A 20,617-nucleotide genomic window follows, 5' to 3' on the forward strand; every position below is an offset into this window, starting at 1 on the left:
CAACGACATGCACAAAGAGATTAAGCACGTCGCATTCATGCGACGTGCTTAGGGAAAAGCCCGGTCGAGTCCCCACCCTCCCCGTCCCCAACGACCGGGTTTTAGGAGCCGGCCCTGTCCCCGGGCCGGCTCCGCCATTTTCGCCTTCGCTCTGTCAGGCCTTTCCGGTCGTGGCGGAATGGGCGCAATATGGCTGTCCATTTCCGATGGAAGGCGATGGTGGAAATCCCGGACGACCGCTGCGAGCGCGCCAAGCTTCTCATGGCCATCGACGATGCCTTCAAGGTGGGCGACTTCGAGGTTCTTGGCAAGGCGCTCGGCGGCTCGGCGCGCTGTTTCGACGAGAGGATGCCCTTCGAGCTCGGCCTCGGCCATCCGCTGGAATACGCCATCTATTGGAGCCCGTTGGCCTTTATCTCGACGCTGCTCGATGCCGGCTCGAACCCGAACTACGAGGACCACGCCGGCTTTCCTTCCTTGATCGCGGCGCTGTCCGCCGAGCGGCCGGACAGGCTGGAGATCGTCAGGATCCTGATCGAGCATGGCGCAGATCCGAACATGCGCGGCGTCAATGACTGGACGCCTCTCCATTATGCCGTGGCACAGCGCGACGCGCAGGCGATCCGCCTGCTGCTGGCATCCGGCGCGGATCCGACGCTCAGAACGCGCATCGATGACTACGGGACCGCGCTCGAAGGTGCGGACCAGGCCGGCTTCGAAGCGGGAGCGTTGCTGTTGCGCGAGGCGATGTCCCGGAGCGGATAAGCCGATGGCAAGCCGTCGCGGGGAACGCAAGCTCTCAGGCGTTCTTCAATCCGGCCTTGAAACGTCTGCCGTTGGCGACATAGTGCGCGGCCGAGACGCGCAGCCTCTCGATCGCCGCATCGTCCAGCACCCTTATCACCTTGGCGGGCGAGCCGACGATCAGGGAATTGTCCGGAAAGACCTTCTTTTCCGTCACCAGGGCGCCGGCGCCGACCAGGGAATTCTTACCGATCTTCGCTCCGTTGAGCACGACGGCGCCCATTCCGATCAGACTGTTATCGCCGACGGTGCAGCCATGCAGCAACGCGCGGTGACCGATCGTGCAGCCTTCGCCGATCGTCAACGGAAAGCCCGGATCGGTGTGCATGACCGTATGTTCCTGCACGTTGGTATCGGCACCGATCGTGATCGGCTCGCCGTCGCCGCGGATGACGACACCGAACCAGAAACCAGCGTTGCGGCCTATCCTGATATCACCGATCAGCGTGGCGTCGGGCGCCACCCAATTGGTTTCGGCATCCTCGAACCGAGGCGCTTTCCCATCGATCGTGTAGATCGGCATTCTTGTCTCCGATTCGTCTCAAGCCGAGAACTCGGCAGAGCCTAAAGCATGTCTCCCGAAAGTGTGCAGCGGTTTCGGGACAAAGACATGCCTAAAATCAGACCTAAAGACCGGCCACCCAGGAGGCAATGGTGATCAGCACGACGCCGAGCGCCAGCGCCCAGGCCAGGGCCGTGCAGCCACACGAAAGCAGCGCCAGCGTGCCAATGCGCCCCTCGCGCCGGGCAGCCAGCGCATCATTGGCGAGCATGAACGGGCCGGCGCAGGCCGTCGCCGCGAGCGAGCGCAGGATGTGGGCAGGCGACACATAGGGCTCGGCGAAGGCCAGCCGGCGGCCGCAGAGGATTTCCATCGCCGAGCCAGCGAGGCCGCAAGCCGTCAGGCCGACCGCAAAAGCGTAGAGAGGGAGCAACATCGGATCCATCTTTACCAACCGTTTACCATGAGACCGCACAGTCGTGCCATCGCGCTGCAAGAGCCATGCCGCGCGCGCTGTGCCACCTGAGGACAGGTGAACGGATCGGGGACCGCGATGAGAGAGGCAACTGCCGCCAGCCCGGAGTTCGAGGTCGTCGACTCGAGGTTAATGAAGCGGGTGTTCTACGCCTTCGCGGCGCTCGCCCTGCTCTCGGTGGCCATCAGCGTCGGCGGCAAATGGCTCGGCCGGTCGATCGCCATGGCCGGCTATACCGACGACACCACCGTCCGGCAGGTGGTGATGGGCAACAACGTGATCGGCGTGCCGTCCAACTTCATCCGCTTCGACCAGGCCAGGCGCGACGGCATAGCCTCGCGCCTCGACCTCTATCTGCGCTATCCCGAGATGGACGGCTACAGCGCCGCCGCGCGCGACGACTTCAACCATGCCTCGACCAAGAAGATCATCTTCCTGTCGTTCGAGCCGCGGATGATGTCGCGCGACATGAGCGGCCGCTTCGCGCCGATCTACAGCGCCCTGATCGTCAAGCCGGGCACGCCCGGCCCGGACGGAACGACGCTCTACGGCTTCACCGAGAAATCAGGCTATCTCAATGAGGTGCTGGCGGTTGCCGAGCGCCTGGGGAAAGACCCGTTCGTCGCCCGCTGCCTGAGCGGCCCGAACGCCGAGGAGTCGCTGGCGCCCTGCGAACGCGACATCCAGGTGGGCGACGATCTCAGCCTCACCTACCGTTTTCCGCGCGAGCTCCTCGGAAACTGGCAGGCGCTCGACGCCGCGATCGCCGCCAAGGTGGCCGGCATATTGAAGACGGGACATTAAAGCGCGCCGCGCAGAAACGGGTTCGGGCGACGCGCTTCAACCCTTTGTTTTGATGCATCTCGTTCTCCCAAAACCGCCGCGCAATTTGGGCGACTTGCATTAAGCGCGGCGCCGAAGCCCTTTGCACGCCGCCGTTTATCCCTGCCTGGCTCAACGCATCGGCTCGACGGGCGCCAGAATACGGTCTGGCATCGGGCCGACAAGGCGCGCTATTGGTCAGCCATGACGCCAGACTATCTCACCTTCGACCCCGCCAACCGCCGCCTGCGGCTCGATCCGCACCAGCCCGCCTTCGTGCAGAACCCCTATGAGGCCTATGCCCTCCTGCACGGCATCTCGAATGTCTTCTTCTGGGAAGACTATGGCTTCTGGTGTTTTGGCGGCTTCGACGACGTCAGCCGGCTGCTGCGCGACCGGCGCTTCGGCCGCCAGAACCCGGCCGGCATCCCCGACAGCCGCGGCGTCGGTGACGACCGCTCGCACCTCACCGCCTTCGACGCGATCGAGGCGAATTCGATGCTGGAGCTCGAGCCGCCGGTGCACACCAGGCTGCGGACGCTGGTGAACCGGGCCTTCGTCTCGCGCCAGGTAGAGCGGCTGCGGCCACGCATCGAGGCTTTGGCCAACGAGCTGATCGACCGCTTTGAGCCGGGCGGAGTCGACCTTTTGCCCGCCTATGCCTCGCCTTTGCCGATCACCATCATCGCCGAAATGCTCGGCGTCCCGGCCGAGATGGGGCCGCAGTTGCTCGACTGGTCGCATCGGATGGTCGCCATGTACATGCACGGCCGCACCCGCGAAACCGAGGAGACGGCCAACCGCGCCGCGCGCGATTTTTCCGATTTCCTGCGCAGCTATGTAGTCGAGCGCCGCAAGAGGCCTGGCGACGACCTGCTTTCACTGCTGATCGAGGCCCAGGACAACGGCCAAAAGCTTTCCGAGGACGAGCTTGTTTCCTCGGCGATCCTCTTGCTCAATGCCGGCCATGAGGCAACCGTGCACCAGACCGGCAATGCGGTGCGCTCGATCCTGGCGCAAGGCGGCGACGCGCGCCGCTTCTTCGAAACACCTGAGGCGAATGTCGCGACGGTCGAGGAATGCCTGCGCTACGACGCGCCGCTGCACATGTTCCTGCGCTACGCCTATGAAGAGATCGAAGTTGCGCCGGGCATTCCGGTCAAGCCCGGCGAGATGGTCGCACTGCTGCTCGGCATGGCCAATCGCGATCCGCTGGCGTTCGCCGGACCTGACATCTTCAACCCGGCGCGCACGGACCAGAAGAACGTCTCCTTCGGCGCCGGCATCCATTTCTGCATCGGCGCGCCGCTGGCCAGACTTGAATTGCAGGTGTCCTTGAGAGCGCTGTTCGATCGCCTGCCAAAGTTGCGTTTGGCCGAGGAGCCGCGCTTCCGCGACAGCTATCACTTTCATGGGCTGGAGCGGCTTGCTGTCGTGTTTTGAGTTGAGGCCTAGCCGACTTCGTCATCCTGGGCGTAGCGAAGCGGAGCGGAGCGCAGACCCAAGGATCCATGCCGTGACCTTGGTCGAAGGATGCAGCGGAGCAGAATTCTGAACCGTTGCAAAGCCTTAACATCACGGCATGGATCCTCGGGTCTGCGCTGCGTCGCTACGCTCCTTGCTCCGCCCGTGGATGACGAAATGATAAGTGCCTCGGCCAATCTCCAACGTGCCTGGGCACGACAACCGCAAGCCACTCAAAGCCGGATCACATATTCCTTGCGCGTCGTCTCCAGCACTTCCCAGGTCCCCTTGAAGCCGGGCCGCAGCACGAAACTGTCGCCGGCCCTGACCGTGCGCGCCTCGCCGCCGTCCTCGGCGATCACCGAGACGCCGGACAGGATGTGACAGAACTCCCATTCGTCATAGACGATGCGCCACTTGCCAGGCGTCGCTTCCCAGATGCCGGCATAGAGGCCGCCGTTCCGTTCCTCGACATTCCAGGTGCGGAATTTGGGATCGCCCGACACCACGCGGTCCGGAGCCGGCGCGCCGGCCTCCGGTTCGACGCTGTCGACGTTCACGGCAAGGAAGGCCGACATCGGGTCAGACCTTGCCGAGCGCCTGTTCGAGGTCGGCGACGATGTCGTTGACATCCTCGATGCCGATCGACAGCCGGACCGTGTCCGGCCCGGCGCCGGCCTTGACCTTCTGCTCGTCGGAAAGCTGACGGTGCGTGGTCGAGGCCGGATGGATGACCAGCGACTTGGTGTCGCCGACATTGGCGAGGTGCGAGAACAGTTCCAGCGCCTCGACGAACTTGACGCCGGCCTCGTAGCCGCCCTTGAGGCCGAAAGTGAAGACGGCGCCGGCGCCCTGCGGCGAGTATTTCTTCTGCAGCGCGTTGTTCTTGTCGCTCGGCAGTCCGGGATAGTTCACCCACGCAACTTTCGGATGGTTCGATAGCCATGCGGCGACGCTCACTGCGTTGTCGCAATGGCGCTGCATGCGCAGCGGGAGGGTTTCGAGGCCCGTGAGGATCAGGAAGGCGTTGAAGGGCGAGATCGCCGGGCCGATGTCGCGCAGGCCGAGCACGCGCGCGGCGATGGCAAAGGCGAAGTTGCCGAAGGTCTCGTGCAGGACGAGGCCGCCATATTCGGGGCGCGGCTCCGACAGCATCGGATATTTGCCCGACTTCGACCAGTCGAAGGTACCGCCATCGACGATGGCGCCGCCGATCGAATTGCCGTGGCCGCCGATGAACTTGGTCAGCGAATGCACGACGATGTCGGCGCCATGCTCGATCGGCCGCACCAGATAGGGCGAGGCCAGCGTGTTGTCGACGATCAGCGGCAGGCCGTGCCTGCGGGCGATGTCGCCGATCTTCTCGATGTCGACGAAGATGCCGCCCGGGTTGGCAAGGCTCTCGATGAAGATCGCCTTGGTCCTGTCGTCGATCTGGCTCTCGAAGGTCGAGGGATCGTTGGTGTCGGCCCAACGCACCTGCCAGTCGAAATTCTTGAAGGCGTGGCCGAACTGGTTGATCGAGCCGCCATAAAGCTTTGTAGCGGATACGAAATTGTCGCCCGGCTGCATCAGGTTGTGGAAAACCAGCACCTGCGCGGCATGGCCCGAAGCGACGGCAAGCGCCGCCGTCCCGCCTTCCAGAGCCGCAAGGCGCTCCTCGAGCACCGCCTGCGTCGGGTTCATGATGCGGGTGTAGATGTTGCCAAAGGCCTTCAGCCCGAACAGCGAGGCGGCGTGGTCGGCGTCGTCGAAGACGTAGGAGGTGGTCTGGTAGATCGGCGTGGCGCGCGCGCCCGTCGCCGGATCGGGCTTGGCGCCGGCATGGACGGCGAGCGTGTTGAAACCGGGCGTGCGGGTCATCGAAACCTCCCTCTCTAAACCTTTCGAAATCGCCGGGCATTCTTGGCGAAGCGCGGTCGCGAATGCAAAGAAGAAAATACCTTTCGGCGTACGATCTGCGGCGAACGCCCGGGAAAATCCATTTCTTCCCAGAATAATTTTGCGCGCCTGGTTATCGGCCTATTTCTGCCTCACGCCAAAACTCTGGAAGCCCTGCCGCATCAAGGGCTTCTTCGACGACAGCACGCCGGAATTGACGCCGGTCCAGCCGATCTCGCCCGACAGCTTGCCGTATTCGATCTTCGGGCAACGGTTCATCACCACCTTGATGCCGGCGGCCTCGGCGCGCGCGGCGGCCTCGTCATGGCGCACGCCAAGCTGCATCCAGACGACCTTCGGCAGCGGGTCGAGCTTCAGCACCTGATCGACGATGCCTGGCACCGCGGCCGACCCGCGAAAAATGTCGACCATGTCGACCGGCTGCGGCAGGTCGGCCAGGCTGGCGTAGACGGTGCGGCCGAGGATTTCCTTGCCAGCATGACCCGGATTGATGGGGAACACCGAAAAGCCCTTGGCTAGAAGATATTTCAGCACGAAATAGCTCGGCCGCACGTCGTTGGGCGAAGCGCCGACCATGGCGATCGTCTTCACCGAGTTCAGGATACCGGCGATGTAGGTATTGTCGTAGGTGTCGTGATTCATGGCTCGTCCTCATACAGCGCTTCGGCGAGAAAGGCAGCCGGATCGCTGCAGAAGTCGCGCATCATGCGAAAATGATCGGTGTCCTGAAAGTCGACCGGGTCGAGGCCGAAGCGGCTGATGCGGAAGAGGCGCGCGTTCGGGCAGGCCATCAAAAGCGGCGAATGCGTCGCCATGATCACCTGCGCGGTGCCGGATCGATCCATCCGCTGAAGCAGCTTCAACAGCTCGATCTGGCGCGTCGGTGACAGCGCGCTTTCGGGCTCGTCGAGGATGTAGATGCCCTGGCGGCTGCAGCGCTCCTCGAAGAAGCGGATAAAGCCTTCGCCATGCGACCATGACAGGAAATCAGGCGGCGCTCCGCCGGAATCAAGCGCCGCCTGGTCGAGGTAGCGAGCTACGGAATAGAAGGATTCGGCGCGAAAAAACCAACCCGCGGTGACCTTCGGCAGCCAGTGGGCTCGCAGCGCGCCGGCAAGAGCCGCGCCGCTCCTGTCGATGGCACTGGAGTGGTCGACGGGCATATAACCTTTGCCGCCGCCAGCTTCGTCATAGCCGGCCAGGGCGCCGATGCCTTCGAGCAGCGTCGATTTGCCGGTGCCGTTCTCGCCGACCATGATGGTGATGGCATTCGTGAATTCAAACTCGAATTCGCGGCCTTGGAAGATCGGCAGATCCCACGGATATTGGTCCCAATCCGCGACGCGCGACGGCTCAAGCAGGATGCGCTTGAGGTAGGGCGCTTTCAGCCGCGTCAGTTGCTTGCGGGCAACCACGTCGAACCTTCAGGGATGGGATGGCGCGGCTCCATTCAAGTCGGCTATTCGTCGGTCCATTCGGGCTTGCGCTTGCCGATAAAGGCGCCGATGCCTTCCTCGGCGTCGCGTGCGAGCATGTTTTCGACCATCACGCGGCCGGTATAGGCATAGGCGTCAGCGAGCCCCATCTCGGCCTGGGCGTAGAATGCCTCCTTGCCGGTCTTGACGACCAAAGATGATTTGGAAGCAATGGCTTGAGCGTATTTGTTGACAACCTGATTCAGATATTCGCGCGGCACGATGCGGTTGACCAGGCCGAATTCCTTGGCCGTCGCCGCATCAATCGTCTCGCCGGTCAAAAGCATCTCCATCGCCTGCTTGCGCGAGACGTTGCGCGACAGCGCCACCATCGGCGTCGAGCAGAACAGGCCGATGTTGACGCCAGGCGTGCAGAAGGTCGCCTCATGCGAGGCAATCGCAAGATCGCAGCTTGCAACGAGCTGCAGGCCGGCGGCGGTGGCCAGGCCATCGACCTCGGCGACCACCGGCTTCGGATGGCGCACGATCGTCTGCATCAGGTTGGCGCAAGCCGAAAAGGTCTTTTCGAAAAAGCCTTTGCCGCGGTCGGAATCGGCGCGGTGCGCGGTCATTTCCTTGAGGTCGTGGCCGGCGCAGAACACTTTTCCGGATGCCGCCAGGATGATGACACGAACGGACTTGTCTTCCCTCGCCCGATCGAATTCGACCTGCAGCGCCGCCATCGTCGCCAGTGACAGCGCGTTGGCGGGCGGGCTGCCAAGCGTCAGGCGCAGCACGCCTTTGTCCTGGCTGGCGAGAACGGGGCCTTCCGTGACGGCGGGCTTGATGGCGACAACTTCAGCCATTTGCATAACCTCTCGATCGGCATCCGCGGCTCATGGAGCAACAGAACTACCACGCTGCCGGTTGAAGAACAGCCGCGAGGCGTGTTTTCTGCGTCGCACCCTTTGGTCCAGACGCTCACCGCCTGGAGCCTCCTTTCCATATAGGAAATCGCGCATGCCTGCCCAAAGCAATCTGAAGCCGATGCTCACCGCGGCGGAAGTCAATGCGCTGATGGAGAGTGTATACCCGCAACTCAACGACCGGCTTACATCTATCAGGCGCTGGACGTGTTTCCCGGCGGCTGCACGGTTCGTCTCAATGCCGACGAACGGCACCTCCGCCCGGGCGGCACGGTCTCCGGTCCGTCACTGTTCACACTGGCCGATATCGGCGGCTATGTCTGCGTGCTCTCCCATGCAGGCCCCGACGCGCTTTCGGTGACCACCAACCTCAACATCAATTTTGTCCGCAAGGCCGAGGCCGGGCCGATCGACGGCCATTGCCGCATACTGAAGCTCGGGAAGAGCCTGATGGTGTTCGATATCGACATCGTCGCCGGCCCGGACGGGCACACCGTGGCGCATGCCACAGGCACCTATTCGATCCCGCCAAAGCGACCCGCAATGGGGTAAAATAGTACCTCTTTCTCAAACTATTGTTTTTACTTTATTATTCGCGCCGATATAGTTTTCGGCGGCCTTGACCCGCCTGACGCCCTCGCCTATAAGCCCACCCGAAGCAGCGGCCCGCAACGGCCGCCGTTTTGTTATTGGCGGATGGCTTTAGCCGCCCTGTCAATTCAAGCAACAAGAAACGCCTGTCCCTGTCCTTTGCAGGATGAGGAAGGTCCAACTGAGAGCAAAACCATGGCTACCTTTTCGCAGAAGCCTGCGGATGTGGTGAAGAAGTGGGTGCTGATCGACGCCGAAGGTCTCGTCGTCGGCCGCCTCGCCACTGTCATCGCCAACCATCTGCGCGGCAAGCACAAGCCCACCTTCACCCCGCATGTCGATGATGGCGACAACGTCATCGTCATCAATGCCGACAAGGTGGTGTTCACCGGCAAGAAATACACCGACAAGGTCTATTACTGGCACACCGGCCATCCCGGCGGCATCAAGGAGCGCACCGCGCGCCAGCTGCTCGAAGGCCGCTTCCCCGAGCGCGTCGTCGAGAAGGCCGTTGAGCGCATGATCCCGCGCGGCCCGCTTGGCCGCCGCCAGATGAAGAATCTCCGCGTCTACGCAGGCGCCGAGCATCCGCACGCCGCCCAGCAGCCCGTCACGCTCGACGTGGCCAAGCTGAACTCCAAGAACAAGAGGGCCTCGTAATGGCTGAGCTTTCCTCGCTCGCAGAACTCGGGACTGTCACTGCCGCCGCGCAGCCGGCCGCGCCCGTCCACGTCCAGAAGCTCGACAAGTCGGGCCGCGCCTATGCCACCGGCAAGCGCAAGAACGCCATCGCGCGCGTCTGGGTGAAGCCGGGCTCCGGCAAGATCACTGTCAACGACAAGGAATTCGCGACCTATTTCGCGCGTCCGGTGCTGCAGATGATCCTCAACCAGCCGATCGTCGCCGCCAACCGCGCCGGCCAGTACGACATCGTCGCCACCGTCATCGGCGGCGGCCTCTCCGGCCAGGCGGGCGCCGTGCGTCACGGCATCTCCAAGGCGCTGACCTACTACGAGCCGGCGCTGCGCTCGGTGCTCAAGAAGGGCGGCTTCCTCACCCGCGACAGCCGCGTCGTCGAGCGCAAGAAGTACGGCAAGGCAAAGGCCCGCCGCAGCTTCCAGTTCTCGAAGCGCTGATCGTACGCTCACATGTTTTCGAAAGGCCGCCTCCGGGCGGCCTTTTGCTTTTGTCACCACCGGCCCGCCGGTGTCTTGATGTAATCAATGAAGGCGCGCAGCGGCGCGGGCACCAGGCGGCGCCCGGGGTAATAGAGGAACGGCCCGGAAAACTCCTGCCACCATGGCTCCAGCACAGGCTCCAGCACGCCGCTCTCGAAATGCGGACGTACCCAGTCCTCGAACAGCCACAGAATGCCGACGCCGGCGATCGCCGCATCGATGGCGAGATCGACGCCACCACCGATGCTGACGACCAATGGCCCGGTGGGATCGACCCGCACCACCTCGCCGTCGCGCTCGAATTCCCAAGGCGTCATGACCCCGCTGGGAAAGCGGCCGCGCAGGCACGCATGACCAAGCAGGTCACGCGGGTGTTGCGGCCGAGCGTGCCGGGCGAGGTAGGCCGGCGAGGCGGAAGTGGTGAAGCGCTGCGCGCGCGGCCCGATCGGCACCGCGATCATGTCCTGCTCCAGCCGCTCGTCGTAGCGGATGCCGGCATCGCAGCCTGCCACCAGCAGGTCGACGAAATTCTCCTCCGCGATCACTTCCAGGCGAATGGCGGGATAGGCGGCGAGAAATCCCGGAACGATTTTTGGCAGCACCAGCCGAGACGCGCTGATCGGGACGTTGAGGCGCAAGGTGCCGGCGGGCCGGTCGCGAAAGCCGTTGACGACATCAAGCGCTGCTTCGACCTCGCCCAGCGCCGGGGCGAGCCGGGCAAGCAAGCTGGCGCCCGCCTCGGTCAAAGCGACACTGCGCGTGGTGCGATTGAAGAGCCGCACGCCAAGCTGGCTCTCCAAACGGCGGATGGCTTCACTGAGCACAGACGCACTGCCCGCCGTCACCCGGGCCGCTTCGCGAAAGCCACCGGCGCGCGCCACCGCCAGAAATCCCTGGAGATCGTTGAGGTCAGCTGCCATTGTTCTCAATTCCGCACAAGTTGTGCCGGTTATACCCTGTTATCGGGACAGAGACCATGCCCTATCTCCGTCGCCGACAGCGAAGGAGAACAACGATGTCCAGTGACAAATCCGGCACCTACAAACTCGGCGACCGCATCGTCCGCCGGCTCGGCTACGGAGCCATGCAGCTAGCCGGCAAGGGCGTGTTCGGTCCACCGAAAGATCCTGACGCGGCGATCGCCGTGCTGCGCGAGGCCGTGGCGCAAGGCGTGAACCACATCGACACCAGTGACTACTATGGGCCTCATGTCACCAACAGGCTGATCAGGAAGGCGCTGGCGCCCTATCCGGACGATCTGGTGATCGTGACCAAGATCGGCGCCCGTCGGGGCAGCGATGCCTCCTGGCTGCCGGCCTATTCGCCCGAAGAACTCACCCAGGCCGTGCACGACAACCTCGGCAATCTCGGGCTCGACGTCCTCGAGGTGGTCAATCTGCGCATCATGTTCGGCATTCACGGCCCGGCCGAAGGCTCGATCGAGGCGCAGTTGGCCGCTCTGGCCGAATTGCAGCGCAAGGGCTTGGTGCGCCATATCGGCTTGAGCAATGTGACCCGCAGGCAGATCGAGGAAGGCCGCAAGATCTGCAAGATCGCCTGCGTTCAGAACCAGTACAATCTGGCGCATCGGGACGACGACTCGCTGATCGATGAGCTTGCCCGCGACGGCATCGCCTATGTGCCGTTCTTCCCGCTCGGCGGCTTCAGCCCGCTACAGTCCTCGACCTTGTCGGGTGTCGCTGAACGGCTCGGCGCGACGCCTATGCAGGTGGCGCTTGCCTGGCTGCTGCGCCGTGCGCCCAACATCCTGCTGATCCCGGGCACGTCGTCCGCCGGGCATCTGCGCGAGAATCTCGCGGCGGCGGAGCTCGAGTTGCCGGCTGAGGTTCTCCGGGAACTGGATGAGGTCGCGAAGGCGGCGTGATTTAGCAGATCTCCCTTACTTGGGGGCCTCGAGAGGGAGATCAGCTACCTCCCATACGTATAGGTCACACTCGCCTCGGCCAGCGCCTGACTTTTCGCCGCGACCGACACCATCTCCGGCGACGGATTTTCCGGCGTGCGCAGCTTCGGCTCGCCGAGCGCATAGAGCGTGAAGAGATAGTGATGAGTGCCGCTGCCGGGCGGCGGACATGGGCCGAAATAGCCGGAGCGGCCGACACCGCCTTCGCCGGACACCGCGCCCTTGGGCATGTGCTTGCCGCTTTTCGAGCCGGCGCCCTCGGCCAGGCCCTTGGCGCTGGCCGGGATGTTCCAGACCAGCCAATGCCAGAAGCCCTTGCCGCCATTGGCATCGGGATCGAACATGGTGAGCGCGTAGCTCTTGGTGCCGGCCGGCGGGTCCTTCCAGGCAAGCGCGATCGAGACGCTCTTGCCGCCGCAGCCGGCCTTGTCGCCGAGATATTTTGCACCCCATTTGCCGTTGGAGACCGACGGGCTGGAGATTTCGAAAGCCGATGCCTGGGTGGCGAAGGCAGCGAGCGCAAGCAAGGTGAAGCCGAGGCGTAGGGTCATGCTTTCCTCCCCTTCTGGCCAAGGTGTGAGAGTTTAGCGGAGCGGCCCCAAAAAGGGCAGCGCCAGCGAACCCTCGCAAGCACGAAAAAAAGCCCCGCCGGTGGAGGCCGTCGGGGCTCTTTCGTTCGGCCGTGAAGGTGGGAACTCGCGGCCGGTCGATCCAGGGGGTGTTGGATCGGCCGCGACCCTAGCCGAACAACCGGCCTTGTCGGAAATCACGGCTGAGCACCACCAATCACGCCTGCGCGAGAAGAAGGTGATGGAATCTCCCCAAGAGGGCCCAAGAGGGGGAGACTACGCTTGCAGCAGCTTCGCCAGCCTCGGTACACCCTCGTTCACCGCGCGGTCATCGGCCAGCGTAAACGACATGCGCAGCGTGTTGCGGCCGGTGCCGTCGGCGTAGAAGGCGTTGCCCGGCACGAAGGCGACGCGCGCCTCCTTGACCGAACGCGCCAGGAGATCGGTGGCGTCGGCGTCTTCCGGCAGCGTCAGCCAGACGAACATGCCGCCATCCGGCCGGCTCCACGAGATGCCCTTCGGCATGCTGGCTTCGAGCGCGCCGAGCAGCGCGTCGCGGCGCCGGCGGTAGGCGCCGATCAGTTTTTCCACCTGGCCGTCGAAGATGGTCTCGGCGACGCGATGCATGACCATCTGGTTGATCGAAGGGCTGTGCAGGTCGGAGGCCTGCTTCATCAGCACCAGCTTCTCCACCACATGGCGCGGCGCGCAGACCCAGCCGACGCGCATGCCGGGCGACAGGATCTTGGAGAAGGAGCCGCAATAGAGCGTGCGCGCCTTGTCGATGCCGCCAGAGCGCGCGCAGTCGAGGGCCAGGATCGGCGTCACGCCCTCCCCGCCATAGCGCAGCGCGCGGTAGGCGGCGTCCTCGATCACGGCGATATCGAGCTCGCCGGCGAGGTCAAGCACCGCCTCGCGCTGCCTGGCATCCAGCGTGTTGCCGGTCGGGTTGGCGAAGTCCGGAACCAGATAAGCGAATTTCACCTTGCCGCCATTCGCCGCGGCTGCGGCGCGGTAGGCCTCCGGCGTCATGTTGCCGCCGGCCGTGTTGAGCCGGTCGTAGCGCGGCTCATAGGCGTTGAAGGCCTGCAGCGCGCCGAGATACGTCGGCCAGGTGACCAGCGCGGTGTCGCCGGGAGACAAGAAGAGCTTGCCGAGATAGTCGAGCGCCTGCTGCGAGCCGGAGGTGATGAAGATGTTGCCCTCGTCACAGGCGACGCCGAGCTTGCCCATATGGGCGGCCAGCCATTTGCGCAGCGGCAGAAAACCTTCGCTGACCTGGTATTGCAGGGCGGCGCCGGCCTCCGCGCCGCCAAGCACGGCCTGGTAGGCGTCGGCGATGGCCTCGGCCGGAAACAGCGAAGGGTCCGGAATGCCGCCGGCAAAGGAGATGATGTCGGGCTGGTCGAGCAGCTTCAACAGCTCGCGGATTTCCGAGGCCTTCATGCGCGAGGAGCGCGAGGCCAGAAGGTTCAACAGGGTGGTCAAGGCGCACCTCCCACGGGGCGAGTTTTTTATTTAGGTCAATGTAGCTGACCTATTACCAGTCTCTACCGCCCGCGTGAATAGCCAAAACGGTCATGGCGCAGCGTTCAGGCGACATTTTGGCCCAGATATTTTCGCGAATGCTAATAGAAAATGTTGCGAGCGGAGCGCGTTCAGCACAACATGAAATCCGGGGCCGGCCGTAACGACAAAAAATCAATCCGGCCGAGGGGATGGCATGACGCTCGAGCTTATCGGGGCCGGATTCGGCCGCACCGGCACGTGGTCCACTTTCACCGCGCTGAACAGGCTCGGCTTTCCGAGCTACCACATGCAGGAAGTCATCATCAACAAGGCCAACAGGGCCATCTCGATTTCTGGCGCAAGGTGGCGAACAGCCCGCCGGGCAGCCAGCACGACTGGAGCCGCGTCTTCGCCAACTACCGGGCGACCGTCGACATCCGGGCTGCTGCGTGTGGCGGGAACTGATGGCCGCCTACCCCAACGCCAAGGTGCTGTTGACGCTGCATCCGCGCGGCGCCGAAGCCTGGTACGACAGCGCCATCGACACGATCTACTTCACCGAGAATGTCTGGCAGTTCAGGGTGCTGGAATGGCTGACGCCGTTCGGCCGCAAGTTCGGCGACATGTCGCGAAAGCTGGTCTGGGGTCGCACGCTGAAAGGCGTCATGGACGACCGCGACAAGGCGGTGACGCGCTACAACGCCTATATCGAGGAGGTGAAGGCGGCGGTGTCGCCGGAAAGGCTGCTGGTCTTCAAGGTCACCGACGGCTGGGGGCCGCTCTGCGATTTCCTCGGCGTCCCGCTGCCGAACGAGCCCTTCCCCAACCTCAACGACCGCGCCAGCATCAAGAAGATCATCAACGGCATGATCATAGGATCCTATGTGATGCTCGCCGGCGTGGCGGCGCTGATCGCGCTGGTGATCGGCGGGCTGTGGTGGTGGCTGGGGTAGAGAGTGGGAAAAGGTGCCCGCGCCCCGGCTTGCGGCGCATGACGGGATTGTCGCCATATTAGAATAAGCGCATATTATCCCGAGCCGAAGCGTTGCTCCGGTCGAACCGCCATTGGCCATGCTTGCCCAAGCGGTCCACAGACCAAGTCAGATGTCAGGGAAAGAAGGCAAGTCCGTGCTGCTCACGGGCAGCCCGAGACAATGATATTTGGAGGAGATTGCCATGAAGGTTACCATATTGGCCAACTACGAACCCCATGCCGCCAAAGGGCTGATGCAGGGATCGAACCGGGAAGTTGCGATCCAGGCGCTTTTTGAAAGCGTCGGCGGCAAGATGAGCAGCCTGATGTTCACGCGCGGCATGTACGACGTCGTCGTCAATGGCGAGGTGCCGGACCAGGTTGCGGGGATGGGCATGGCGCTTGCGGTGCGCGCCAGCGGTTCGGTGAGCGACATGGTCGTCCTCGAGGAACTCGACATGAAGGCGGTGCTCGCGGCCGCCAACAAGGCCGCCGGCGCCTACAAGCCCGCCGGCTGACCATCTGGCCAGACAGCACGGACGATTGAACCTTGCTGCCTGGCGTCGCATCACACTGCAAAGCGCTAGAACGGCAGCCGAATCTCATTGTCCTGAGCGGTCTGCGGCCAGCCGATATCGTTGCGGATCTCAGGCGGCAGCTCGTTCAGTTCGCGTGTCGTCCTGCGGCGCTTGCTCGCCTGCGCAAAGGCGGCGCGGATGCGGTTAAGGCTTTTAAACATCGGGACCTCCACAAAGCAGCGGCAGAAGAAGCGGCCGCTCGCCCGGCGCCGCTTTTGCGGTGCGTCTGTAACCAGCCGATTGCGCGAAAACGGTGAAATGCTTCACGAAGCCGGATCTGCCTGAAACATATGCATGCAAATTAATTTATTGACGTGGAAGCATCTCCGGCTTGTCCGAGATCACGATCGCCGCCAATCCGGATAACAACGGCCAAACGACCACAACCACAACGACGTCGGGGCCCACCGTCAGTCGAAAGCGGGCGATATGTCGTGCAACAACTGCACGACCACGACCACGACCGATGAGCCCGGCAAGAACAAGTAACACGTCGGGTTCATGGGCGAGGAGGCGGGTTTGCTCGCCTCCTTCCTTTCACCTACCTGCAGTGCTTGTGTGTGACACCCGCCGCGCCGCCTTACGCATCACCGCAACCGCTGGCAAAGAATGGTTGCCGGGCGCGCGAGGCACGATGGAACGCTGGAGGCGGCGAGCATCTCGCCGGTCCTGGGAGGCTCGTCAGTCCGAAGGAACCTGCTGCGCGGTCTGAGCCGAGAGCCGGCCTTTGCGGACGAATGTCGGCTTCGAATATTCTTTCTTCATAGCGAAGTCTCCCCTGCCTGACCGAAAAGTGCTGTAGGACAGGCCGTGCTGTCAAGCGGCGGCACGGTAGCCCGACATTCAGTCGTTCGGCCGCCGGTTTCAACGTGCCGCCCAATTGCCTTTCAACCCGGTCGACCCAGCCTCCCTCACGATGACCTCGCGGTGCGGATAGGGGATATCTATGCCGTTCTTTTTGAAAGTGTCCCACAGGGCCAGCAGCACCTTGCCGCGGACATTGGTCAGCCCCTGCTGCGGATCGTGAATCCAGAAACGCAGGACGAAGTTGAGCGAGGAGTCGCCGAACCCCGTCAGCCAGCACACCGGCCGGCGGTCGGCTTCGACCCTGCCGACGCTGATCGCTGCCTCTATCGCCAGTTCGCTGACCTTATGGGGGTCGGCGTCGTAAGAGACGCCAAAATCCACGTCGAGCCGCACGAGATTGTCGCTGAACGACCAGTTGATGACCCTTTGGGTTATGAAGTCCTCGTTCGGGATGAGATACTCGCGGCCGTCGCGCGTGACCACCGAGACGAAACGCGCCCGCAATTCGCGTATCCAGCCGAATGTGCCTTCGAGCGAGATGGTGTCGCCCGGTTTGATCGACTTGTCGAGCAGGATGATGATGCCGGAGACGAAGTTCGATACGACCTTCTGCAGCCCGAAGGCGAGACCGACGCCGATCGCTCCGGAGAAGACCGTCAGTGCCGTCAGGTCGACGCCGACGGCCGAAAGGGCGAAGGCGCCGGCGAACAGAACAAGACCGATCTTCGCCACCTTGCCGACGAGGACGCGGATCGAGGGCGTCAGTTCCTCCGAGATGCGGACGCGCTCATCGACATAGTTGCCGACGACCACGGCAAACCAGACCGTGGCGGCCAGCAACAGCAGCGCCTTGAGCAGCAGGAGGGCCGACAAACGGATCGCACCCAACGAGATGGCGAGGCTGTCGAGGAAGCTTCCAGTCTCCTCACTGATGCCCAAGATGACAAGCGCCGCATAGATCCAGATCAGCCAGCCGAGAAGCCGGGCGACGAGGCGGTTGTGGACGATGCGGGACAGCACCGACGCCACCAGCCACGCAAGCGACAGCGAAAGCACGATATGGAGGAGATGGGTACGGCTTGGCCAGGTGAAGGCACGCAAGACGCTGAGTGCTGCAAACAGGAAGAACGCGAAGAGGATCCAATCGGTGCGCCGCAACAGGGCTATCACGACCCTCAGCAGTCCGGGATGGCCCTTGATCCGGCGCGCCTGGTTCTCCGCGAGCGGCTCGACGCGCGTCGCCGCGAGCTTGGCCGCGAGGAACAGTGTGACGATGATGGCGGCCTGATAGAGAAACCACGGATTCGCGGCATAGTCTAACCATCCGCTGGCCCAGGCCAGTGCTCGACCGATGGTGTCGCGAACATCCATTGCCACACGACCATCATAGACGGGCTTGCAAACCGCAACCCGCCGTTGCGGGGCCTATTTCAGGGCCGCGTATTCACGGCGCTCCGGCGGCTATGCGCCAGTCCGGCCGACGCTCTTTCCCGACCTATCCTGCCTTTGATCCTCTTCGTCGATCTCGCTCATCGCCTGTTCCCAAAAGCGCAAGTCGGCGCCCTCGGGCTTTCCGTCCTTCTCCCAAAGCTCATAGGCACGCTGGCGGATGCGGTCTTCCCTGCTCTGGTCAGCCATGGAAACCTCCCGGCTCTCTTTTTTTCACCAGAGGGAACGCAGGCGCCAGCGAAACGATCCATGCCAAGGCCCGGCGGCGGCCGATTTTCTCAGCGCCGCGCCGCACAACTATTTCGCGACGAAATCGGCCTTGGCGCCGACGGCGATGCCGTAGCCTTCCAGCCCCAGCGCGCTGGCGCCGGCATGGCTTACCACATCGCAAGCCGCATTCGAGTTCCCGGTCCTCGTAAAGCCGGAGCGGTAGCCGAATCATGTTGGCGCGGTTCAGCATCGTGAGTTGGCGCCGCTCAGGTGAGCAAGATCAATGCAGCGGGGGGTAGAAAGTCTTTCGCCTAAGCTGCCGGTCTGTCCCGATTGCGCTCTGTCGATCTGCAATTGTTAACCATAATCCCACGCACCGGTGATCAAGTCACTCGCACCCGCCTATTCCGCTATCGCGGAAGTTTTCGCGTGCAAAAAATATGCGATAGTACGATCTGCGGTACGAGGCCGCCGTGGTCGACGCGGACGCCCAAGCACATCCCCAACAATGTCGCCCCCAACGGCCGCGTCGACCATGTACTGAACGGCGATCTGACCCGGGTCGCCGTTTCTGTTCTGGACCGATCAGGCCCGCGACCCGGCGTATTCCGCGACCAGTCCCTCATATTCCTCGAAGGCCGGCAGAGCCGCATAGCTGTGCACCGCGGGCGTCGTCGCCCAGGGCAATTTCTCGCTGGTCCAGGTCTCGACAAAGGGCGTGAACCAGGCAGGGTCTTCCAGCATGGTCGGGCGCAGGTTGACGAACCAGTCCAGCCCCTCCGGCCGGGTGAACATCCAGGTCATGCAGTAGCCGCAGAAATAGTGTTTCGAGGCGCCGTGCAGGCCGCCGATCACCGGCTCGCCTTTGGTGATCTCGAAGCCGTCCGAGGGGATCGCCGCGCTCAGCGAATAGGCACTGGACGACATCTTCTGGCAGCCGGTGCAGTGGCACGCCATTGCGAGCAAGGGCTTTGCCGATATCCTCAGGCGCACGCGGCCGCAGCGGCAGCCGCCTTCGACGGGCAGGGAAAGACTGGGCACGGTGGGCTCCTCGGGTTGGTTGATCAGTGCGTTCCAGACTCCTAACGCCGGTGGGACAGCGCCCCCCTCTGGCCTGCCGGCCATCTCCCCCGCTTGGGGAGAGATCAGACGCCGCGTTGGCTTTCGCCAACCTCCAACGCTGCAGGATAAAACAAGGCGCCGAGACAGCCAATCTCCCCCCTTGTTGTGGGGGAGATGTCCGGCAGGACAGAGGGGGGCGCGAAGGAACGCGACCTTTCAGTTCTTGCCAGTCAACGCCGCGGTCGTCGTCATCCGTACGCCTTGCTCGGCGAAGGCCGCGTTGTAACGAGCGATGATGTCGGGTGCCTTTTCCTTGTCGCTATCCAGCGTCGAATGCGCGTCGGAAACCACGGTGATGCCGAGTCCCTCGGCAAAGGCGCCCTTCACCGTGGCGGCGACGCAGAAATCGGTCTGGGCGCCGATCAACACGACGTCGCTCGCGCCCTGCCCCGCGACCCATTCGGCAAGCGCTGCGTTGGAAAAAGCGTTGCCGATCGTCTTGCCGAAGGTCGGCTCGCCGGCGGCCTGGCCGAGTTGCGGCCATACCGGCCAGCCGGAAGCGCCCGGCGCCAGCGGATCGCCCGCCGGTCCGTCATGGCGGACGAAGGCCACCTTGCGCCCGGTTTTCCGCGCCCAGTCGATCAGCGCGCGGGCGCGCTCGGCGATTGCGTCCGCGTCATGGATCGGCGGATCGAACCGGCCGTCGAACATGCCGGTCTGGAGGTCGATGACGATGAGCGGAGCGGCGGCGGAAGGGGCGGTGTCTGGCATGGCGGCGAAGATAGCGGAGGTGGGGGATGGGTCAAGGCGGATAAGGGCTCGCGAGCGCTACCCTCGAGTCGGCATGAACAATCCACAGTTGAAATCTGAAAACATCACAACTATGGTCGATCAAGGGTTTGGGGGGATGGCAATGAATGAACACTACACCGTATTCCTGATCGGAGGAGGCACGGGCGGCGACGAGCAAGCGGTATTCACGCTGAACGACGTGGGGACCAGATGCGGGCTCACCTGCAGCTATCGGAACAAGGTCATCGAGGCAGAAGAAGACGACTATTTCGAAGCCCTGTGCCAAATCCGCAAGCAGCTCGAAGGGGAAGGAATACTGCCCTTTTGTTACGGCGCGAGTTACAATATTTTCCCTGAAGGGACTGTGACAGAGATGAGTCGTGGACTGGTCGTCTGCAAGGTGAAAACGGGGGAACATCCTAAGAAGAGCGACTTAGTCAATATATTTGACGAAGGCTATGACGTCGTGCCCGTGTTCGTCCGCATGCAGCAGAAGTTTTGGGATTCATGGCTCGCCTCCCTGCCTCGATCGCAAGACGCAGAACCGCAAGACTTAGAGAAGACGACCACAAAGGTCGGCGTTGCGCCCTCGCTCTTGCGATCACTAACACTTGGCTTCGCTAAATTGTTGAAATCGCTTTCTTCACCCAGGGGGAGATAGCACC

24 protein-coding genes and 2 pseudogenes are annotated in these 20,617 nt (G+C 63.3%); 11 read left to right on the top strand and 15 right to left on the bottom strand.

Annotated features, from left to right (window positions below):
- Window positions 1-189 precede the first annotated feature (189 nt).
- A complete protein-coding gene (locus EN874_RS04425; protein ID WP_245513451.1) occupies window positions 190-765 on the top strand; it encodes an ankyrin repeat domain-containing protein in 576 nt (191 codons plus the stop codon).
- A gap of 34 nt (window positions 766-799) precedes the next feature.
- On the opposite strand, the gene EN874_RS04430 is transcribed toward EN874_RS04425, so the two are convergent.
- A complete protein-coding gene (locus EN874_RS04430; RefSeq protein ID WP_127424185.1) occupies window positions 800-1,327 on the bottom strand; it encodes a gamma carbonic anhydrase family protein in 528 nt (175 codons plus the stop codon).
- A gap of 103 nt (window positions 1,328-1,430) precedes the next feature.
- On the bottom strand, window positions 1,431-1,751 hold the full coding sequence (locus EN874_RS04435; RefSeq protein WP_127424186.1) for a hypothetical protein: 321 nt from the start codon (window positions 1,749-1,751) through the stop codon (window positions 1,431-1,433).
- Window positions 1,752-1,859: 108 nt separating this feature from the next.
- On the opposite strand from EN874_RS04435, the gene EN874_RS04440 reads away from it, so the two are divergent.
- Both EN874_RS04440 and EN874_RS04450 read left to right on the top strand, forming a co-directional pair.
- Window positions 1,860-2,585: a hypothetical protein gene (locus tag EN874_RS04440; RefSeq protein ID WP_127424187.1), complete on the top strand. Its 726-nt coding sequence runs from the start codon at window positions 1,860-1,862 to the stop codon at window positions 2,583-2,585.
- Window positions 2,586-2,807: 222 nt separating this feature from the next.
- The gene (locus EN874_RS04450; RefSeq protein WP_127424189.1) at window positions 2,808-4,046 is read left to right on the top strand and encodes a cytochrome P450; all 1,239 of its coding nucleotides are present in this window, start codon (window positions 2,808-2,810) and stop codon (window positions 4,044-4,046) included.
- A gap of 254 nt (window positions 4,047-4,300) precedes the next feature.
- On the opposite strand, the gene EN874_RS04455 is transcribed toward EN874_RS04450, so the two are convergent.
- The 5 genes from EN874_RS04455 to EN874_RS04475 form a co-directional block, all read right to left on the bottom strand.
- Window positions 4,301-4,645 (bottom strand): cupin domain-containing protein, encoded by a 345-nt coding sequence (locus EN874_RS04455; RefSeq protein WP_127424190.1) that lies wholly within the window; start codon window positions 4,643-4,645, stop codon window positions 4,301-4,303.
- 4 nt (window positions 4,646-4,649) lie between these two features.
- Window positions 4,650-5,930 (bottom strand): O-acetylhomoserine aminocarboxypropyltransferase, encoded by a 1,281-nt coding sequence (locus EN874_RS04460; protein ID WP_127424191.1) that lies wholly within the window; start codon window positions 5,928-5,930, stop codon window positions 4,650-4,652.
- Window positions 5,931-6,089: 159 nt separating this feature from the next.
- On the bottom strand, window positions 6,090-6,611 hold the full coding sequence (locus EN874_RS04465) for a CoA-binding protein (RefSeq protein WP_127424192.1): 522 nt from the start codon (window positions 6,609-6,611) through the stop codon (window positions 6,090-6,092).
- A complete protein-coding gene (locus EN874_RS04470; protein ID WP_127424193.1) occupies window positions 6,608-7,384 on the bottom strand; it encodes an AAA family ATPase in 777 nt (258 codons plus the stop codon). The genes EN874_RS04465 and EN874_RS04470 overlap by 4 nt, the downstream gene beginning before the upstream one ends.
- 44 nt (window positions 7,385-7,428) lie before the next feature.
- Complete coding sequence (locus EN874_RS04475; protein ID WP_127424194.1) at window positions 7,429-8,250, bottom strand: enoyl-CoA hydratase; 822 nt, start codon at window positions 8,248-8,250, stop codon at window positions 7,429-7,431.
- A 154-nt stretch (window positions 8,251-8,404) separates the two neighbouring features.
- On the opposite strand from EN874_RS04475, the pseudogene EN874_RS04480 reads away from it, so the two are divergent.
- The 3 genes and pseudogenes from EN874_RS04480 to rpsI all read left to right on the top strand — a co-directional run bounded on the left by EN874_RS04480 (window position 8,405) and on the right by rpsI (window position 10,037).
- Window positions 8,405-8,862, top strand: a pseudogene (locus tag EN874_RS04480) (PaaI family thioesterase).
- A gap of 234 nt (window positions 8,863-9,096) precedes the next feature.
- Window positions 9,097-9,561 carry a 50S ribosomal protein L13 gene (gene rplM, locus EN874_RS04485; protein ID WP_059184834.1) on the top strand — a complete coding sequence of 155 codons (465 nt, stop codon included), beginning with the start codon at window positions 9,097-9,099 and terminating at the stop codon, window positions 9,559-9,561.
- Complete coding sequence (gene rpsI, locus EN874_RS04490; protein ID WP_040969232.1) at window positions 9,561-10,037, top strand: 30S ribosomal protein S9; 477 nt, start codon at window positions 9,561-9,563, stop codon at window positions 10,035-10,037. The genes rplM and rpsI overlap by 1 nt, the downstream gene beginning before the upstream one ends.
- Before the next feature lie 53 nt (window positions 10,038-10,090).
- On the opposite strand, the gene EN874_RS04495 is transcribed toward rpsI, so the two are convergent.
- Window positions 10,091-10,999, bottom strand: coding sequence for a LysR family transcriptional regulator (locus EN874_RS04495; protein ID WP_127424195.1), 909 nt, complete (start codon window positions 10,997-10,999; stop codon window positions 10,091-10,093).
- 95 nt (window positions 11,000-11,094) lie between these two features.
- Here EN874_RS04495 and EN874_RS04500 point away from each other — a divergent pair, with 95 nt between their 5' ends.
- Window positions 11,095-11,964 (top strand): aldo/keto reductase family oxidoreductase, encoded by an 870-nt coding sequence (locus tag EN874_RS04500; RefSeq protein ID WP_127424196.1) that lies wholly within the window; start codon window positions 11,095-11,097, stop codon window positions 11,962-11,964.
- A gap of 44 nt (window positions 11,965-12,008) precedes the next feature.
- On the opposite strand, the gene EN874_RS04505 is transcribed toward EN874_RS04500, so the two are convergent.
- Both EN874_RS04505 and EN874_RS04510 read right to left on the bottom strand, forming a co-directional pair.
- Window positions 12,009-12,554 (bottom strand): YbhB/YbcL family Raf kinase inhibitor-like protein, encoded by a 546-nt coding sequence (locus tag EN874_RS04505; RefSeq protein WP_127424197.1) that lies wholly within the window; start codon window positions 12,552-12,554, stop codon window positions 12,009-12,011.
- 294 nt (window positions 12,555-12,848) lie between these two features.
- On the bottom strand, window positions 12,849-14,018 hold the full coding sequence (locus EN874_RS04510) for a PLP-dependent aminotransferase family protein (RefSeq protein WP_127424520.1): 1,170 nt from the start codon (window positions 14,016-14,018) through the stop codon (window positions 12,849-12,851).
- Window positions 14,019-14,295: 277 nt separating this feature from the next.
- On the opposite strand from EN874_RS04510, the pseudogene EN874_RS34790 reads away from it, so the two are divergent.
- The 3 genes and pseudogenes from EN874_RS34790 to EN874_RS04520 form a co-directional block, all read left to right on the top strand.
- A pseudogene (locus EN874_RS34790) lies at window positions 14,296-14,369 on the top strand (hypothetical protein); the annotation flags it as partial.
- Window positions 14,370-14,545: 176 nt separating this feature from the next.
- The gene (locus EN874_RS04515; protein WP_281061387.1) at window positions 14,546-15,034 is read left to right on the top strand and encodes a sulfotransferase family protein; all 489 of its coding nucleotides are present in this window, start codon (window positions 14,546-14,548) and stop codon (window positions 15,032-15,034) included.
- A 223-nt stretch (window positions 15,035-15,257) separates the two neighbouring features.
- The gene (locus tag EN874_RS04520; protein WP_127424198.1) at window positions 15,258-15,572 is read left to right on the top strand and encodes a GYD domain-containing protein; all 315 of its coding nucleotides are present in this window, start codon (window positions 15,258-15,260) and stop codon (window positions 15,570-15,572) included.
- A 65-nt stretch (window positions 15,573-15,637) separates the two neighbouring features.
- On the opposite strand, the gene EN874_RS04525 is transcribed toward EN874_RS04520, so the two are convergent.
- The 5 genes from EN874_RS04525 to EN874_RS04555 all read right to left on the bottom strand — a co-directional run bounded on the left by EN874_RS04525 (window position 15,638) and on the right by EN874_RS04555 (window position 19,931).
- Window positions 15,638-15,793, bottom strand: a complete 156-nt coding sequence (locus EN874_RS04525) for a DUF1127 domain-containing protein (RefSeq protein WP_127424199.1) — start codon at window positions 15,791-15,793, stop codon at window positions 15,638-15,640.
- A gap of 703 nt (window positions 15,794-16,496) precedes the next feature.
- Window positions 16,497-17,810, bottom strand: coding sequence for a mechanosensitive ion channel domain-containing protein (locus EN874_RS04535; RefSeq protein ID WP_127424521.1), 1,314 nt, complete (start codon window positions 17,808-17,810; stop codon window positions 16,497-16,499).
- Window positions 17,811-17,900: 90 nt separating this feature from the next.
- Window positions 17,901-18,077 (bottom strand): DUF2934 domain-containing protein, encoded by a 177-nt coding sequence (locus tag EN874_RS04540; RefSeq protein ID WP_127424200.1) that lies wholly within the window; start codon window positions 18,075-18,077, stop codon window positions 17,901-17,903.
- A gap of 606 nt (window positions 18,078-18,683) precedes the next feature.
- Window positions 18,684-19,139: a GFA family protein gene (locus EN874_RS04545; RefSeq protein ID WP_127424201.1), complete on the bottom strand. Its 456-nt coding sequence runs from the start codon at window positions 19,137-19,139 to the stop codon at window positions 18,684-18,686.
- Between the two features lie 237 nt (window positions 19,140-19,376).
- Window positions 19,377-19,931 (bottom strand): isochorismatase family protein, encoded by a 555-nt coding sequence (locus EN874_RS04555; protein ID WP_127424202.1) that lies wholly within the window; start codon window positions 19,929-19,931, stop codon window positions 19,377-19,379.
- A 73-nt stretch (window positions 19,932-20,004) separates the two neighbouring features.
- Here EN874_RS04555 and EN874_RS04560 point away from each other — a divergent pair, with 73 nt between their 5' ends.
- Window positions 20,005-20,613, top strand: a complete 609-nt coding sequence (locus EN874_RS04560; protein ID WP_189394073.1) for a hypothetical protein — start codon at window positions 20,005-20,007, stop codon at window positions 20,611-20,613.
- Window positions 20,614-20,617: the final 4 nt, after the last annotated feature.

It is taken from the genome of Mesorhizobium sp. M1D.F.Ca.ET.231.01.1.1 (genome assembly GCF_003999155.2).
Taxonomy (GTDB): Bacteria; Pseudomonadota; Alphaproteobacteria; order Rhizobiales; family Rhizobiaceae; genus Mesorhizobium.

Bases quoted from the DNA above. Each gene is read 5' to 3' on its own strand.
- EN874_RS04435 (WP_127424186.1), bottom strand. From the start codon at position 1,751: ATGGATCCGATGTTGCTCCCTCTCTACGCTTTTGCGGTCGGCCTGACG.
- rplM (WP_059184834.1), top strand. From the start codon at position 9,097: ATGGCTACCTTTTCGCAGAAGCCTGCGGATGTGGTGAAGAAGTGGGTG.
- EN874_RS04510 (WP_127424520.1), bottom strand. From the start codon at position 14,018: ATGAAGGCCTCGGAAATCCGCGAGCTGTTGAAGCTGCTCGACCAGCCC.
- EN874_RS04540 (WP_127424200.1), bottom strand. From the start codon at position 18,077: ATGGCTGACCAGAGCAGGGAAGACCGCATCCGCCAGCGTGCCTATGAG.
- rpsI (WP_040969232.1), top strand. From the start codon at position 9,561: ATGGCTGAGCTTTCCTCGCTCGCAGAACTCGGGACTGTCACTGCCGCC.
- EN874_RS04450 (WP_127424189.1), top strand. From the start codon at position 2,808: ATGACGCCAGACTATCTCACCTTCGACCCCGCCAACCGCCGCCTGCGG.
- EN874_RS04555 (WP_127424202.1), bottom strand. From the start codon at position 19,931: ATGCCAGACACCGCCCCTTCCGCCGCCGCTCCGCTCATCGTCATCGAC.
- EN874_RS04475 (WP_127424194.1), bottom strand. From the start codon at position 8,250: ATGGCTGAAGTTGTCGCCATCAAGCCCGCCGTCACGGAAGGCCCCGTT.
- EN874_RS04460 (WP_127424191.1), bottom strand. From the start codon at position 5,930: ATGACCCGCACGCCCGGTTTCAACACGCTCGCCGTCCATGCCGGCGCC.
- EN874_RS04520 (WP_127424198.1), top strand. From the start codon at position 15,258: ATGAAGGTTACCATATTGGCCAACTACGAACCCCATGCCGCCAAAGGG.
- EN874_RS04535 (WP_127424521.1), bottom strand. From the start codon at position 17,810: ATGGATGTTCGCGACACCATCGGTCGAGCACTGGCCTGGGCCAGCGGA.
- EN874_RS04500 (WP_127424196.1), top strand. From the start codon at position 11,095: ATGTCCAGTGACAAATCCGGCACCTACAAACTCGGCGACCGCATCGTC.
- EN874_RS04465 (WP_127424192.1), bottom strand. From the start codon at position 6,611: ATGAATCACGACACCTACGACAATACCTACATCGCCGGTATCCTGAAC.
- EN874_RS04455 (WP_127424190.1), bottom strand. From the start codon at position 4,645: ATGTCGGCCTTCCTTGCCGTGAACGTCGACAGCGTCGAACCGGAGGCC.
- EN874_RS04430 (WP_127424185.1), bottom strand. From the start codon at position 1,327: ATGCCGATCTACACGATCGATGGGAAAGCGCCTCGGTTCGAGGATGCC.
- EN874_RS04560 (WP_189394073.1), top strand. From the start codon at position 20,005: ATGAACAATCCACAGTTGAAATCTGAAAACATCACAACTATGGTCGAT.
- EN874_RS04495 (WP_127424195.1), bottom strand. From the start codon at position 10,999: ATGGCAGCTGACCTCAACGATCTCCAGGGATTTCTGGCGGTGGCGCGC.
- EN874_RS04425 (WP_245513451.1), top strand. From the start codon at position 190: ATGGCTGTCCATTTCCGATGGAAGGCGATGGTGGAAATCCCGGACGAC.
- EN874_RS04440 (WP_127424187.1), top strand. From the start codon at position 1,860: ATGAGAGAGGCAACTGCCGCCAGCCCGGAGTTCGAGGTCGTCGACTCG.
- EN874_RS04505 (WP_127424197.1), bottom strand. From the start codon at position 12,554: ATGACCCTACGCCTCGGCTTCACCTTGCTTGCGCTCGCTGCCTTCGCC.
- EN874_RS04515 (WP_281061387.1), top strand. From the start codon at position 14,546: ATGGCCGCCTACCCCAACGCCAAGGTGCTGTTGACGCTGCATCCGCGC.
- EN874_RS04525 (WP_127424199.1), bottom strand. From the start codon at position 15,793: ATGTTTAAAAGCCTTAACCGCATCCGCGCCGCCTTTGCGCAGGCGAGC.